Below are 15,629 nucleotides of genomic sequence, written 5' to 3'. Positions count from 1 at the left end.
AAAAAAAATGTAAAATTGTCAGTCTAACAGATTATAGAACCAAACCCATTTTTAGAGGGGTCAATATGTCCAGAACAGGGGTCAGTATTGTCCGGAATATCCAGTTGCACGAGTTGATTCATTGGACAGGGCATCACTCCAGATGTAAAAGAGATTTGGGGAATGTTTTTGGGAGTTCTAAATATGCATTTGAGGAATTAGTTGCAGAATTGGGCGGGGCATTGCTTGCCACACATTTGGGGAGGAAAGTTTACCCAAGAGAGGACCATGCTAAATATCTGAACAACTGGTTGAAAGTATTGGAGAATGATTTCTCCTACTTTTATATAGCCATGGATCTTGCCAAATATGCCATTTATTGGCTTTTTGATAAAACAGGTGTATATCCCTATGAGCTGAAAAAGCAGGAGCCAAGGTATTTGAGTGAGAAAATGATAGAGGGATTACAAGTTGATGGGTACTAAAATCAGAACGATTTTTAGATCTAACAAAAGAATATATAGTTAATCATTACATTTTTGAAACTTATGGACATAAAACCAATGCAGATGATTCATTCTGCTTCAAATATATTTGTCAATGGTTTTATTTAATCAACTCTGATTGGTTAAAGTGGAATTCTTATATTATAATGATCTATTAGAAATTGACTATTAGACATTGAAAGTTTTACATTCCCACTTCTATATTGTTCAGAGTAAATTGGATTTTTTGTTTGAATGAATTCATAAAATCCAAAAAAAATCTCTTGATTATATTTCAATCGCTCGCTTAGTTGTGGTCTTTCAATTTTATCCCTTATAAATGGGTGAAGTAGTTTTATTGTTTCTTCCTCTTTGTAAATATTGTCTAATGTGGCTGATTGCCATTTTTTGAGATAGGCCGTATGTTCATCACAAAACTCATTGAGGGGGTGTGAATCATATCCTCTATCATGTAAATTTGTGCAGCCTAAATAGTACAACCTCAACAATAATTCTGCTTTCTCAAAAGGATATTTCGTATCATTTATAGCATCGGCTGATATTTTTTTTAAAGTGGAAAACACCAATCTTCCCATATCAGAATAAAATACTTCACCTGATTTTTCATAGAAAGCATCGTAGGTCGAGTGTCTGAGAAATTCAGTTTCTGAATCATTAATATTCAGAACAATATAAGCTCTGACGAATCCTTTTAAGTCTTCTAATGTGCCTATTTTCATGAATTATAAAATTTTTTTTCGAGCTAACTTTATTAACACTTCCTCAAGACTTTGTTGGTTTTTCAAACTTGGTTTGAAGGGATTTATTTTCATGAGTTCTAAATGTGCTTGTGTTAATTTTTTATCGCCATTTAACTTGTGAAATCTCGATTCAAGCTTTTTATAAGTGGGATCCTTATCACCTTTTACCATTTTTAGAAATTGCAATTTACCATCCATAACGCTGAGCAGGTGTGGAGTCCCTTCTATTCGATGTCCTCGTTCTTTCAAATAATCATTCTTGAAGAGTTTATCTGCTTTCAAATAACCGTACTTTTCCCAATAGGCAAGCCACATACGGAGTTGTTTGATATACCTTTTGGGTAAATTAGGTTTCTCATTAACTATTATGCCGGTGACCTCTTGTTTGTAGCCTTCTTTTTGTAAGCGAACCTTTTTTGTATTGATTTGATGATTATGATTTGAAATAACGTATTCTAATTTATTATAAAAGTCCTTTTCTGAAATTTTATGATGGTTAGAAGAAAAGGTTATATCGTCGGCATATCGTGTGTATTTTGCTTGATATTCCTGTGCCAAATTTTTTAATTGTTTGTCAAGTCTTCTACATAGCAGGTTTGTTAGTATAGGAGAACAAGGGCTTCCTTGAGGTAATATGAACTTTGTTTCACCATTGATTTCTATAGGATGGGTGCAAAGTGAGGCAATAAAAAATGCCAATGGTTCTTTTTCCTCCTTGATGAAAAATGGTGCATTCATCATTGCCCACTTAACATGCTTTCTTTCGAAGGCGTGAAAAAAATCTTTCAAATCTATATTTAAGACATACTTTTTACCAATATGAGGTTTAGCATTATCAACTATTGATTTTCCCTCAGCAAATCCAGTTACATTTGGATGGGTTTTATAATGCTGTTTAAAGAAAAGATTAAGACCAGTTAAGATAGATTTAAGACCCCGTTTTGGTGCATGGATAGTTCTATTACCTCCATTCTTTTTTACTATCTCAAAGGACTCAAATCGGTTAGGAGATAACAAATGGTTGGCATAAAAAGTAAAGTGTTTAAGTGGAATTGGTTTAATATTTCCTGAAATATTTGTTAATCTCAAATAGTTTATTAGCCTGACGAAATCAGATTTCCCCTTGATTTTCTGAATTGGATGTATTTCTGGGTTAAACTCTTCTCTAAATTTATCCATGATCTATAAAAATGGAAGTACAGGACTATTCTAATAGTATGTGTGATAAACCAGTTTCAGCCGATGAATACAAAGGATCAACTGGGGGGTAGGAGGAAAAATATACCTTAGTGATATAATTTTGCTCCATAAGTTAATTTATAGAAAATATTGCCCTGTTACTTTTGATCATAAAGTGGACAGGAACATGCCGATCATTGTTTTCTTGCATTTGAAAACCAGCATGCAAAATTTCAATAGTTTGTGTCTGTACTTCCAAATTTTATTATCATTTTATCAAGCAAACCTAATGAATTAATTGCTTTAATTTTCTATTGTTAATATAACTTTCTGGTTTGAAAAACTAATCGATTGATTTTGAGGAGAAAAATTTCTTTTGTTAAAACCTCCTTACTCCAACCTTACTTAAATAAAATCTTTTATGCCATACAGTGCCTGAAGTTGGGATTCTAAACCATGGGCTGATACCAGAATGGCCGCTCTTTACAATATGAATAGATTGAGCTGGTGTGTATCCTTGAGCGAGTAAATAGATCACTTCGCCTTTTAAGTTCTTGGCTTTATCTACAATTACAACTGCATGACCAGGGCTTCCGGGGTGAACCAAAGCATCTCCAATCTGATACTCGCTTTTGCGTTCTACAGCCTTCATATCGCGATGTAATGAAATTGTTCCTGCATACATGAACACAATGTCAAGGTATCTTCTAAATGCATCGTAAGATTGATCTGGAGTTGTGACATTACTAAATGTTACTTTATTGCCCTTAACCTCAGGACGAGTACCATTAGCATAAGACTGCCAACTGTAAGAATGACCTGATGTAAATTTGAAATCTATCTGATCCTTTTTGTCTGTTTGCCAAAGGTATTCAGCCCTTAATCGAATAATTGCATCAGCACATTGCTGCAGGTCTTTCTTCCCTACATCAATATTTAATACTGCCACATGACTTTTTTGATCAGAGATTGGGTTTCCTTTATAATCAAGCAAAGGTGATCCACTACTGAGTAATGGATAACCTTGAAGGAAAGCTGGCCAAGAACCAATTGGGTTCATTTGCTTCTGAAAGCCTTTAGGTGCAGGAAATCTTTCATATACAGTTTTGCCCTGATTTTCAAGAATATTAGACTCGTTTAAATTAGGTTCTGTACCTGTACATGACAGAATCATCATCAAACATAAGGTTAGTATCAAATTGGAAAGTGATTTGCTTATAAGCATTAAGATAGCTGCGTCAAATGTTTATATGATAATGAGTTTGGTAATCATTAGAAATATAAACTAAAGTAAACTATTTCAATACGCTCTTAATTCTCTTTCAATTATAATTTGCCTAACCTAAAGATAATCAGCTTAAAAATTTTTAGTACAAGAGATATGATTTTCGTCTGATGATAGTTAAGTAAAAAAAACGCCACTTAGTTAAATCAATATATGATCCCTAAGTGGCAATAGGGTACTTTCTCAAGAGTATTGTCTTGTGTTTAACCTGTATCCTTCAAGACATAGATCACTTTTATCCCATCAAATCTGATCTCGGCAACTTTGAATATTACTAAAAAGAAGTCAAGATTCATATTATTAACTATGAAATATGGCGTAACAAATGTATTTTACATTGCTCTGGATAGGTGTTACTTTTTTTTGATTTTTTCAGGTTGAGGGTTTCATTCAAATTGTCTAATATGAAACACATTATCTAAAATGAACCTTTTTCCTTTAGCAAGGACGTTTAATTATTTCTTAGGTCTATGAAGTGCGTTTTCAATGTGTCCCAGCCATCAATCTCTCCAGTTGTTACAAGGGTAAGTGTTTTAAGAACAGTATCTCTTTCAACTTCTAATCTCGCTATCACTGATCTTAATCTAATTACTTCATCTCCTTTTTCCACATAGGTTGATTCTCTGTAATTGGGAGGTAGATTTAATTCCTTTCTTTTCAACTGAACCCACTTTCTAATAAGGTCAGCACTTGGGATATTCATATCCTCAGCAATCTTTGGTGATGGCTCACCAGCAAAAAATCTTCTGACAGCTTCATCTTTAATTTTTTGATCGTAATAGGTCCTTTCCATGGTTCTGTTTTTTTAAATTTAAGTTGTGAATTTCGTGCTCCTATAACGTGAATGTAGCACTTCTTTTTTCCAAGTAAAGAATTTAAAGTATTAAAAAACAATAAAAAAAGAATAATATATTGTAATTAGATATTTTACCTCTTATTATCTATAATCATGAACAAGCCTTCTCGATACCCAGAATTAGAAGCAGCTGTATTAGCTGTAGAGACAGATCAATCATTGAACCTTAAGGTTCCTACAAAACTCTCAAAGCCACATCCTATGGTGATTGAGATGAATCTCAAAGAGGATGATCCAAGTAGGTTTAAGATCAATAGGGATAAGATAATTAATCGAGGTGAAACCTTTGATTTTGCTGTAGGAAATAAAAGTCTCGAAAGAGCTAAATTGATACTTGATACTTTTATCAAGGTAGTTGAGAAAAGAGGATTGAAGATTATAAATAGCGGTGGGAATACATTTTTACTCATCTCCGAAGAGAAAATTCAAATCAGGCTGTGGGAAAAAAGTCGGTTCTTAGAAAAGGATGAAAACACTTATGGTTACAGGGATCAAGAGCTTAGTGGAGAACTCTATTTTCAATATGTGGAGATGGGAAGATATGTCAATAAACAATGGGGTGATACATCATACTCTAAGCTTGAAGAAAAACTTGGAAGAGTTATTGGAAGTCTGGAATATAATGGGAAGAAAGAGCATGCAGAAAGGTTAAAAAGAGAAGAGCATTGGCGTGAGCTTAAAAAGAAAGAAGCCATCATTGAAGAGAGAAATGCAATAAAACAAACTGAATTCAATAATTTCAAATTGCTGCTTAATCAAAGTTTAAGGTGGGAGAAGGCTCAGGCTATTAGAGCCTACATAAGTCAAGTAGAAGCTAATTCAAATGCTGTCATAGAAGGGTTTCAAAATATTCAAGAATGCGCTAAATGGGCAAAAGCCAAAGCAGATTGGTATGATCCAACGGTGAAGGCTATTGATGAATCCTTTAGTCCATTTGGTGATTTTCATGAAGCTGTTTTGGAGGAGAGAATAAAGATTGATCGCTACAATATTAATAAGTTGTAGGATTATGAGTGTAAGGCAAATCTTTGGTCATGGTTTAAAATTTATTTTTCGTTTGTCTTATTAAATTACTGTGTCTATATTATTGACCTGTAAATGTTAATATTATAAACAATGGATGTTTTTGAGATTTTAGCTGAATTGGAAAGGAGAGAGGAGCAGATTGAAATCAAGCTCAAAAAGATCTTAGAGGCTAATTTAAACCCTTTTCCAGGTGATAGAATTCATAAGGCAAAGCTGTTACTTAAACTTATCTACGAGTTCAAGAAACATATTCAGGCAGATGAATTTATCCAAGCTGGAATGAAGCTTCGTGATATGGAAATTGAAGGGTTGATGATCTTACCTGAGAGCAAACTGTAATTATATCCAAGTTTGGGAACAATCTAAACTTTCAAGTTCCTGATTGACGAGGCTTATATCCCGTAGAATAATTCACTCTATCATTTTTGATTAAAAAAATCAGGAGACAACATGACAAAAAAATTCTGAAATGCTTCCCCATTTTTAGCTTCAATACAATTTGAAGTAATTTTTTTATGACATTATGTGTCAGTATTACCTAAGTCAACTACTTATTTTTTGCATATATGACTTGAAACACATACTTTTCAGTTCTAATTTTTCAGGTTTTGATTTTTAAATACAAATCTCATTGCTTGATACCTATTGATTTCTAATTATTTAACTGTTTTTCTGTGTCATTTTTAATTCAAATACTCACTCTTTTAAGTGCTGAACCATCTTTATTCAGGAGCAAAAGATTAAATGTTAAGTTTAGATCAATCTCAACTCGTGCAGGGATATGAAAAAGGTTTTTATCATATCTCTTTTTTTTATAGGAATGCTTTCGAGCTTTTCAATTGCCAAATCAAGTTGGTTTATTAATTTTTTGGGAAATAGTCCTAATAAGATTTTGATCGAAGACAACCCAGTTGCTGACTTTGAATTTACTCCAAATAATGTATGTGCTGATCAAACTATACAGTTTACAAATCGATCAACAGGAACGGCTTTGACCTATCTATGGAATTTCGGAGATGGGATTACTTCAACTCAACGAAATCCCTCCCATACATTCTTGACAGCTACTGGAGGAGGTACAAGAACTTTCAATGTAAGTCTTACAGTCACAGATGATGAGGGGAATGATGTAACTGTTTCAAAAGAAGTTACAATCATAGAAATACCATCTTTGCTGGTTTCAAGTGATCAAGGACAAACAACATTTGATGGATTACAATACTATATCATTTGTGAAAATGAACCTTCGGCTTTTACCTTTTACAATGCAGCAGGGCCAACGGAGAATAACACTCAATATGAAATTGATTGGGGAGATGGTAGTACACCATTTACAGGAGCTTCTTGGGATAAGTTAGATCATACTTATTCAGTAGGTATTTACCGGATTACTTATACTGTTACTCCTGCTAATGGCTGTAAAGTATCCAGGCAATATGGTGTTTTTATTGGGTCAAATCCCGCAGTTGGTTTAGGGAATCCAGGAAATACGAACGTTTGTGTGGGTGAGGAGCTTACTTTCCCAATTTCAGGAACAGAAAACAATCCAGATGGGACTGTTTATACGGTGACTTTTTCGGATGGTTCTACACCTCAGGAATTTCCACATCCTCCGCCAGCATCTGTTTCACACACATTCACAAACACTTCTTGTGGAACAAGCTCTGATGGATTTCAGAATTCATTTTCTGTTAAAATTGTAGCTACGAATCCATGTGCTGTATCTCAAGCATCTGTAGTCCCAATTTATGTTTCTGAACCTCCAATTCCAGTAATAGAAGCACCTAAAGACATTGTTTGTGTTAATGAAAATATTCAAATCAAAAATGTTACAGATTTCAATGTAGAGGTAGGTAATAATGGTGATTGTAGTGGAAATAAACGTTTTGTTTGGGAAATAGAACCAGCCTCGGGATGGACATTACAAGGAGGAACTTCGCTTGGAAGTAGACCTAATCCAAATTCACCAAATTCTTGGGTTTCTGGCACCGAAAATTTAACACCACGATTTACTGAACCAGGAACCTATACGATCAAATTAATCACAGGCAACCGATGTGGGATAAAAGAAGAAACTGAAACGATATGTGTTATTCCAACTCCTAATCCAACATTTGATTTAAGTACAGAAGAGCTTTGTGAATCTGGTGAAGTTAAAGTGACTAATACTTCTAACATTCTTGGTACTTGCGGAGAAGATGATGGAGTCTTTGCATGGTCAGTATCGTATAACAGGGGCAATTGTGGGACAGTGGCCGACTGGAAATTTATCAATGGAACAAATAATTCTTCAGTAAACCCTGAGTTTGAATTTTTAAACCCAGGAGAATATAATATTCAGCTTTCAATAAGAACCAGTTGTGGAGTATTTAGACAATCAAGAAAGGTAATTGTATCAGCACCTCCAATTGTGACGATTCAAAACGTACCCAATTCTTGTGGGACATCTTCCATTAGTCCCACTGCAACTTTTAGGACTTGTGATGACAGCACACCTACCTTTCTTTGGACTTTTGAAGGTGGAATACCAGCAACTTCATCAGAGCAGATACCTGGAATCGTGGAGTTTAATACACCAGGAGAAAAGAAAATTACGCTGGAAGTGACTACAGCTTGTGGCTCAACTGTAACAGAGAGAATTTTCACAATAGCTGAGCCCCCAACTGTTGACGTGGGAACTGATCAAGAAATATGTAATGGAGAAGAAATTCAATTGAATGCTTCAATAATTGGCGGAAGTGGTAACTACGCTATTAGATGGACAGCTAATCCAATTTCACCAATCACAAATCCAACATCTCTTAGTCCTTCGGTTAAACCAAATATGACTACAATTTATACAGCTACTGTTAGAGATGTTATTACAGGATGTCAAGAAACGAATCAGGTACTTATTACTGTAACGCCAGCTCCTACCATTTCTTTTGATCAACCAAATCAAGAGATTTGTTCTGGAGAAGCAACGCTTCCAATTAATATCACTTCTAACCCTTCTGGTGAAAATATTAATTGGACAGCACAGGCTAATGGTGTTTTAGGTGTTATAGAAAGTGGGTTGTCCAATATTCCTTCTCAAAATTTGGTTAATCAGGGAAATACACCAATTGATGTTGTATTTACTGCCGAAATCACTGGGGCTTCTCAGGGTAATTGCGCGGTAGTTCCTGCTGTCTATATTATTCGAGTAAACCCTGTTCCTTCCTACCAAAATGAAGCAAGAGAGATTTGTAGTGGCGATAATATCAGTTTCCAACCAACGGGCTATATTCAAGGAACAACCTTTACGTGGGAAGTAACCTCTCCAAGTGAAGTGCAGGGAGCCTCATCAAATGCAAATGCTACAACAACTATCAACCAGCAGTTAACGAACAGTAGCAATGAATTGCAAGAAGTAATTTATACCATTACTCCAAAATTGAGAGATTGCTTGGGAGAACCTTTTGAATTGTCTGTAAAAGTATCTCCTTCCCCTTCTATTAATTTTTCAGAGTCAAATCAAGAGCTTTGTACAGGAAGCACTTCCAATGCAATAGTGCTAAGTTCAGATGTTTCAGGAGCTACATTCTCTTGGACTGCAAGTCCACAAATACAAGGGTTAATTGCCGCGGGAACAGAATCAGAAATACCGTCTATGGTTTTGTTGAATCCCACTAATATACCCATAGAGATCCGATTTGAAGTTTTGGTTAACACTACTTCTGGAGGGAGTTGTACAGGTATACCAAAAATCTATACCATCACCGTCAATCCAGATGTACAAGTCCAGTCTTCTATATCTGATTTTAATGGTTATGAAATTAGTTGCTTTGGGGCGAATGATGGTAATATCGCACTAAGTGTTTCTGGTGGAAGTGGTAATTATGAATTTAATTGGACTGGACCTAATGGATTTAGTGCAAGTACAGAATCGATTGATAATTTATCCCCTGGTAATTACATCGTTATAATTCAGGATGAGTTTGGATGTACTCAGACTCGATCATATAGGATCGAAGAACCACCGCCTTTAGTAGTAAGCTTGAATTCAACGATGGATGTTCTGTGTGCAGGTGATGAAAGTGGTGAGATTGCACTTAATATTACTGGCGGCGTAGATGTTTCAGGTTATGTTGTACAATGGAAAAAGGATGGTATCGATTATCCAAGATCGGGAGCAACTATCTCTCAAATAACTGCTGGAGTTTATCAAGCTACAGTAAAAGACGTGAATGGTTGTGTTTTTAATACCCAGGAGATAACAATTACAGAACCTGAAGAAGCATTAATCATAAATTTTACAAAAACAGATATCAGCTGTTTTGGAGCTAATGATGGATCATTAAGTCTTAATGTTAGTGGCGGACTCGCACCTTATAATATTCAATGGACTTTCGGCTCCTCCCAAAGTTCGTTCGATAATTTAGGTCCGGGAAATTATACGCTTACCGTTTCAGATCAGAGTGGTTGTATTCGTTCACAAACTATTACAATTGAAGATGCACCTCTTTTCAAAATAGAACCTGATGTCAGTCAAATATCCTGTTTTGGACAGAAAGATGGATTTATCAAACTTAATTTACAAGGTGGGGTAGGGGCTTATGCTATTCGTTGGGATGATGGAAGCGAATTAGGTGAGCGCTTCAACTTATCATCGGGAACTTATGGTGTAAGGATAAATGATGAAACAGATTGTGAAATCAGGAGTGAATTCAATATTGTCGAACCTTCATTACTTGAAATAGAACCTCAAGTAACAGATGCTTTGGATTGTGATAATACTTCGAGTGGGGAAATAAGATTAGGGATTAAAGGAGGTACTGCACCATATTCAATTAAGTGGAGTAATGGCTCAACAGATGAAATATTAAGTGGAGTAACATCAGGTCAATATGCTGTTGAGATTATTGATTCTCGAGGTTGTTCAATTTATCAGGTTTTTGAAATTAAAAGACCTGCAAGACTTGTACTTACACTTTTTCAAAGCACAAATATTCAATGTGAACCAAGGTCTATTACTGATGAAATCAGGGTTAATGTTTCTGGAGGAATAGCTCCTTATACAATATTATGGTCTGGTGGGGATGTCTCAGGGGATCAACGAACCATGACAACAGATCAGCCTGGTTTCTATCAAGTCACTGTGGTCGATGGAAATGGGTGCAGTACGACACAATCTTTTGAAGTTGATGATAAGGAGGTCATTCCTAATGCAGATATTGAATCGGTCATGTTTGATCAATACAATTCTTATTTGGTAAACTTCGAAATTCAGTTTTGGAATAGATCTTTTGGCAAAATTGTAGCCTATCATTGGGATTTTGGAGATGGGAGTCAATCCTTTGAAGAAAATCCTGTTCACAAGTATTCGGCTGAAGGAGATTATGAAATCACTTTAACAGTAACAGATATTTTCGGATGTAGTCTTTCAGTTACCAAGAAGATCAGTGTGTTTGATTACTTTTTGGTCACGCCTAATGCCTTTACTCCAAATGGGGATGGTGTCAATGATTATTTCTTCCCTCGCTTCATTAATATAGCTTCATTAGAATTCTGGGTTTTAAATAAATGGGGAGAGACAGTATTTTATACTGATGATTTGGAATCATTAGGTTGGGATGGGAAAGTAAATAACATCATAGGGACACCCGGGAATTATGTTTATAAGTTAAAATTCAAAACTTTGGATGGTAGAACCCAAACAGAGACCAACCTATTTCTTTTACTGAGATGAGAATAAAAAATCTGCTTTTCTGTTTTATTATTTTCCTTTCGGGAGGGTTGGTGCATTCACAGGATTTTCACTATTCTCAGTTTTATGCAGCCCCTTTATATTTGAATCCAGCTTTGACTGGAAGTACAGAACTGTCACGTGTAGGTCTCAATTATCGAAAGCAGTGGCCAGGTCTTACACATGATTTCAATTCTTATTCAGCTTATTTTGATCACTATAGTTTTGACCTGAGAAGTGGGTTTGGAGTTGCAGTAAATAGCTTCCAAGAAACAAATTTCAAAATAGTCACCTCCGATGTTTCCTTCTTTTATTCCTATAATTTGAAGCTATCGGAGACTATGAATTTCAGAATGGGAACACAGGCAGCATTTGTAAGAAGAAGCGCTGCTTTGGATAATATTATTTTTGGTGATCAAATTGATTTGTTCTCTCGCAGTATTAATGCTACAAGTATTGATCAAATACCTGAATTTGAGCCTTACAACTATTTAGATATTTCTTTTGGTGGATTGTTTACAAGCGAGTATTTGTGGTTAGGATCTTCATTTCATCATGTTAATGAACCAGGGCTAACCTTTTTTCCAGATAATGATTTTGGATTCTTACCTATTAAATGGAGTGTTCATGGAGGGTATAATTTTCCGTTAGGAGCCAATTCCTATTTTGGTTCTAAGTTCGATAATTCAGCCTCAATTATGGCTAATTATAAGCAACAAGGGCCTTTCAAGCAAATTGATGTAGGGACTCAGTTGCTCTATCAATCACTGATTACAGGCTTAAGTTATCGTGGTATTCCAGGATTAAGGGGAATGCCTAATCAAGATTCAATCATATTAATGATAGGGGTTAAACTTGAAACAGGGATGGTTATTGGGTATAGTTATGACTTTATGATTTCCAATATTGGTGTCCAAACAAAAGGTGCACATGAAATTTCCTTGAGATATCAGTTTTTCATGGGAGACCCTCGAGACCGTAATCAAAGAAGTCGAATATTGAAATGCTTTGATTTCATGATGTAATAAAAAGAAGATTAAAAAAAATATATAATTGGTTTAAGAGTTATGAAAAAATTCGCAAAAATTTTCGGGATCATTTGGATGATCTTCTTTGGTTTAGCTGCATTAGTTAATCTGCTAAAACAAGATCTTAGTTTTATTGGTACTCGGAGTATTGGATATATTTTGGGATTTTTGTTTGCTCAAATCTTTTTTATTTCTGTTGGTTACTTTATTTATAAATGGGGAGCAAAAAAATGATCGTTTAATTTCTTCAGAGGAAATATTTTAAGTGCCTAAATTTATAAGGAAAAGTAATTTTTATAATTCTTAATTATACCTTTGTAACAAGAGAAATTTCTTAAACCATATTATAAATTCATTTAATTCTATACCCATGGCTGCATTAGGAGAATTCCATGAGGGCTTAAGATTGGGGGCTTTCAGAAAGGCTAAAAATATTTCCCAACAGGAAATGGCTAAATTACTTGGCTGTTCTCAACCTAACTTAAGTAAAATAGAGAAAGGTGTAATTGATATTTCTACAACGATCAGGAATAAAGTTTTTGAGCATTTTCCAGACTTAAATCCAAATTGGCTATTAAGAGGAACAGGTGATATGATCGTAGAAATGATATCATTTGATTTAACAAAAATCAAAGATGAATCTTTTGATAGTTTTTCTATAGAAAGGGTTATTAATAATTTTAAAAATTTAACATCATTAATTCAATCAGGTGAAATTCCAACTCCTGCAATTTTATCTATTATTGATAGTATGGGTTCCGCTTTGAAAATTCAAGATGATTATATTTCTGAGTTGAAAGCTGAAGTAAAGGATTTGAAATCAGACAAGCAGAGACTTTTTATATTATTAGATTCTGTTAAAAAAAGTTAAAAGACATCTGCGACATCATAAAAATTGGTAGTACAAATGTCAGTGTGTACATAATTTTTTAAAAATCTTAAAAAAACAGTTGAACTAATTGATATTCAATTTATTTAGGTTAATACCTTCGAATCCCTCCTCCTCTGCAAAACAAAACCCTAATAAACTGTAAAACAGCATGTTAGGGTTTTTTCATTTAGGGTCATTACGGAACAAATACTATTTTAGAGAGGTCAATATGTCTAGAGCGGGGGGCAGCATTCTTTGGAATATCATACAATCTGTCAAAAGTGGCTTTGTAACGGGTCGTTCCAATTATAACAAGTACTAACTCCCTTTCAGTTTTTCTCTTTTTGCCGACAGCTCTGCAATTTGTTCAATTCTTGATATTCTAGTTTTCTCAGTTTTTGCAAGTTTAATATACCTCAATACAAACCTTTTACTGGAATCATTTATGTTATAAAAAAACTCAGAGGCTCCTTCATATTTCTTCAATGCTTTTTGCAGGTCTTCTGGAATGACCAAATTGTCAACATCCTCCATAAAATCCCATAAGCCAGTCTGCTTAGAAAGTGCTATAGATTGAAATCCAGCTTGATGCATTTTTCCTTCCTTAATTAACTTACTTGCACGATCTTTATAAGTCTTTGCCCAATGTGTTACTTTACGAGGTGAGATCAACTGCATTGTTTTGATATCATCTAATTTTCTTCGGATACCATCTATCCACCCAAAGCAAATTAATTCATCTAATACAGCAGAGGTAGAGAGGTATTTATCTTGTTCAACTTTCTTATAAGTAACCAACCAAACACTTTCCTCTTGTGAATGGTGATTTTCCAACCAGGCTCTCAATTCCTGACTGGATTTTACTTCTACTTTAGCAAAATTTTCTGTTTCAATCATTCAGGGAATTATTTCAATTTTTCTAACTTACCAGTTATCAAACATCCTTAAAGGCAGCGCTGTTTAACTCCATTCGAAATTTTGTTTCAGTATTTAATTTACTCTTAAGTGTATAAGCTTTTTCATCAGTAATCATTTAAAAATAGCCGAAATCCTGTATTTAGATGTATTACGAACCTCTAGCTATCGTGACTTTGGCAACTGGTTTACAATTAGCTAAAAGATTATTTGTAATAAAATCACATACTGGTGTCATTGCGGAAAATCTTTTATTTTTGTTGACCGTTGACCGTCGACTGCCGACTATCCGCATAATTATAAGTGAAATATTCACATACCAGTGTCATTGCGGATAATCATTTTATTTTTTATGTATATCCGCTTTTACATCAGTAGCCATTGATAAAAGAGTATGAAGTTCATTTCAATCTACTGTCGACCGTTGACCGTCGACTGCCGACTATCCGCATAATTATAAGTGAAATATTCACATACTTGTGTCATTGCGGATAATCATTTCTTTTTTATTCAATTGATTTAAACGGCCTTGATATGACTGGAAATAATTTCTTTTAGTGGTATCATTTAAAAAGGAAGCAGCGACCATTTTTTCGACTAAATCCGATTTTGAAATCATCAATGTCATAATATCTTGAAAAGTTTTTTCATTGATTTCTGCTTTCTCCGCTAATTTGGCAAATTGTATCGCGATATTGCCTTGGGCTAGATTTCTAGGCAGCAGACCATCGTCTAATGCATAGTCTTTATCATCTATGTGAATACGGCTATTAAGCAAGTCATAAGCTGGACTTAGTCGATAATCTCCAAAAGGGGTTTCTAGTATAGAGAAATTTTTAAAGTGTGCATCTCCATTTGAAAAGAGATAATTAAAGACAAGTATTTTCAAAAGTTTTGGTGCATCTATCTTGTAAGTTGTTAAATAGTTGCGCATTAATTCAAATAAGTCTAAATAATTCCCCAGATACTTATAATTTTCTCCATGGGTTTGTGGGGTTCTTTTCGCTAGGGAAGCAAAGTCATCCTGAGCTAATTTTTGTGCTTGCCCATTAGGTAGGGAGCCAACTTCTTTTACGTCAAATCTTTTGGTAATGTAGGCAGGTGTACCATCTTTAAAAAATATTAGAGCATTTTCTGCGGTCTCTATTCCATAAACCTGTCTTGCAATTTGCATAGTTAAATGTTCATTAGCAGGCATTTGATCTGGCTTTTTACCAGCACCCGGAATTGGTTTCAGAATATAGGTACCATGTTCATCTTCATTTGCAAGCCTTAGCTTGTTTTTGTCAAGCAATACAGAAAATTTTTCTTGTACACCTGATATCGACATGCGTTTTCTATTCTCTTCAAACAGCTGATCGGTGTCTGGGTTGGATGCTGGAGAATCATACGGTAAAACATGATGTACTTTCTTGCCTTGAAAAACTCTATTCAGAGCAGTTCTGCTATACGTATCAAAACCTTCAGATAATGTCCCTGGACAATATTTAATTTTTGGAAAACTCATTAATCTTCTAGTTTAATAATTCTAACTGCG

12 protein-coding genes are annotated in these 15,629 nt (G+C 34.7%); 6 read left to right on the top strand and 6 right to left on the bottom strand.

From position 1 onward, the window contains the following. Positions 1 to 464 (top strand): zincin-like metallopeptidase domain-containing protein (locus IEV57_RS17705; protein WP_262891056.1); only part of this gene is annotated, 464 nt, incomplete at its 5' end. A gap of 143 nt (positions 465 to 607) precedes the next feature. On the opposite strand, the gene IEV57_RS17700 is transcribed toward IEV57_RS17705, so the two are convergent. From IEV57_RS17700 to IEV57_RS17685, 4 genes are all read right to left on the bottom strand, one after another. After that, positions 608 to 1,204: a hypothetical protein gene (locus tag IEV57_RS17700; RefSeq protein WP_188444375.1), complete on the bottom strand. Its 597-nt coding sequence runs from the start codon at positions 1,202 to 1,204 to the stop codon at positions 608 to 610. 3 nt (positions 1,205 to 1,207) lie between these two features. After that, on the bottom strand, positions 1,208 to 2,404 hold the full coding sequence (locus IEV57_RS17695) for a reverse transcriptase family protein (RefSeq protein WP_188444374.1): 1,197 nt from the start codon (positions 2,402 to 2,404) through the stop codon (positions 1,208 to 1,210). Between the two features lie 379 nt (positions 2,405 to 2,783). Continuing rightward, on the bottom strand, positions 2,784 to 3,581 hold the full coding sequence (locus IEV57_RS17690; protein WP_188444373.1) for a DUF4846 domain-containing protein: 798 nt from the start codon (positions 3,579 to 3,581) through the stop codon (positions 2,784 to 2,786). Between the two features lie 559 nt (positions 3,582 to 4,140). Next, positions 4,141 to 4,482, bottom strand: a complete 342-nt coding sequence (locus tag IEV57_RS17685) for a hypothetical protein (protein WP_188444372.1) — start codon at positions 4,480 to 4,482, stop codon at positions 4,141 to 4,143. 156 nt (positions 4,483 to 4,638) lie between these two features. Here IEV57_RS17685 and IEV57_RS17680 point away from each other — a divergent pair, with 156 nt between their 5' ends. The 5 genes from IEV57_RS17680 to IEV57_RS17660 all read left to right on the top strand — a co-directional run bounded on the left by IEV57_RS17680 (position 4,639) and on the right by IEV57_RS17660 (position 13,177). After that, entirely contained in the window at positions 4,639 to 5,550 is a 912-nt protein-coding gene (locus tag IEV57_RS17680; RefSeq protein WP_188444371.1) for a hypothetical protein, read from the top strand. Positions 5,551 to 5,661: 111 nt separating this feature from the next. Continuing rightward, positions 5,662 to 5,910, top strand: coding sequence for a hypothetical protein (locus IEV57_RS17675; protein ID WP_188444370.1), 249 nt, complete (start codon positions 5,662 to 5,664; stop codon positions 5,908 to 5,910). A 442-nt stretch (positions 5,911 to 6,352) separates the two neighbouring features. Beyond that, a complete protein-coding gene (locus tag IEV57_RS17670) occupies positions 6,353 to 11,281 on the top strand; it encodes a PKD domain-containing protein (protein ID WP_188444369.1) in 4,929 nt (1,642 codons plus the stop codon). Continuing rightward, on the top strand, positions 11,278 to 12,303 hold the full coding sequence (locus IEV57_RS17665; protein ID WP_188444368.1) for a PorP/SprF family type IX secretion system membrane protein: 1,026 nt from the start codon (positions 11,278 to 11,280) through the stop codon (positions 12,301 to 12,303). The genes IEV57_RS17670 and IEV57_RS17665 overlap by 4 nt, the downstream gene beginning before the upstream one ends. A gap of 373 nt (positions 12,304 to 12,676) precedes the next feature. Continuing rightward, on the top strand, positions 12,677 to 13,177 hold the full coding sequence (locus IEV57_RS17660; RefSeq protein ID WP_188444367.1) for a helix-turn-helix domain-containing protein: 501 nt from the start codon (positions 12,677 to 12,679) through the stop codon (positions 13,175 to 13,177). A 318-nt stretch (positions 13,178 to 13,495) separates the two neighbouring features. On the opposite strand, the gene IEV57_RS17655 is transcribed toward IEV57_RS17660, so the two are convergent. Together IEV57_RS17655 and IEV57_RS17650 are read right to left on the bottom strand one after the other, a co-directional pair. After that, positions 13,496 to 14,074, bottom strand: a complete 579-nt coding sequence (locus IEV57_RS17655; RefSeq protein ID WP_188444366.1) for a YdeI/OmpD-associated family protein — start codon at positions 14,072 to 14,074, stop codon at positions 13,496 to 13,498. Between the two features lie 487 nt (positions 14,075 to 14,561). Continuing rightward, a complete protein-coding gene (locus tag IEV57_RS17650) occupies positions 14,562 to 15,599 on the bottom strand; it encodes a type II toxin-antitoxin system HipA family toxin (RefSeq protein WP_188444365.1) in 1,038 nt (345 codons plus the stop codon). Positions 15,600 to 15,629: the final 30 nt, after the last annotated feature.

The sequence above is a fragment of the Belliella aquatica genome, assembly GCF_014637795.1.
GTDB classification, from domain to species: Bacteria; Bacteroidota; Bacteroidia; order Cytophagales; family Cyclobacteriaceae; genus Belliella; species Belliella aquatica.
This window is presented reverse-complemented; position numbering and strand designations above follow the sequence as displayed.

Excerpts from the sequence above, each read along its gene's own strand:
- IEV57_RS17700 (WP_188444375.1), bottom strand. The coding sequence starts at position 1,204 with ATGAAAATAGGCACATTAGAAGACTTAAAAGGATTCGTCAGAGCTTAT.
- IEV57_RS17695 (WP_188444374.1), bottom strand. The coding sequence starts at position 2,404 with ATGGATAAATTTAGAGAAGAGTTTAACCCAGAAATACATCCAATTCAG.
- IEV57_RS17690 (WP_188444373.1), bottom strand. The coding sequence starts at position 3,581 with ATGATGATTCTGTCATGTACAGGTACAGAACCTAATTTAAACGAGTCT.
- IEV57_RS17685 (WP_188444372.1), bottom strand. The coding sequence starts at position 4,482 with ATGGAAAGGACCTATTACGATCAAAAAATTAAAGATGAAGCTGTCAGA.
- IEV57_RS17680 (WP_188444371.1), top strand. The coding sequence starts at position 4,639 with ATGAACAAGCCTTCTCGATACCCAGAATTAGAAGCAGCTGTATTAGCT.
- IEV57_RS17675 (WP_188444370.1), top strand. The coding sequence starts at position 5,662 with ATGGATGTTTTTGAGATTTTAGCTGAATTGGAAAGGAGAGAGGAGCAG.
- IEV57_RS17670 (WP_188444369.1), top strand. The coding sequence starts at position 6,353 with ATGAAAAAGGTTTTTATCATATCTCTTTTTTTTATAGGAATGCTTTCG.
- IEV57_RS17665 (WP_188444368.1), top strand. The coding sequence starts at position 11,278 with ATGAGAATAAAAAATCTGCTTTTCTGTTTTATTATTTTCCTTTCGGGA.
- IEV57_RS17660 (WP_188444367.1), top strand. The coding sequence starts at position 12,677 with ATGGCTGCATTAGGAGAATTCCATGAGGGCTTAAGATTGGGGGCTTTC.
- IEV57_RS17655 (WP_188444366.1), bottom strand. The coding sequence starts at position 14,074 with ATGATTGAAACAGAAAATTTTGCTAAAGTAGAAGTAAAATCCAGTCAG.
- IEV57_RS17650 (WP_188444365.1), bottom strand. The coding sequence starts at position 15,599 with ATGAGTTTTCCAAAAATTAAATATTGTCCAGGGACATTATCTGAAGGT.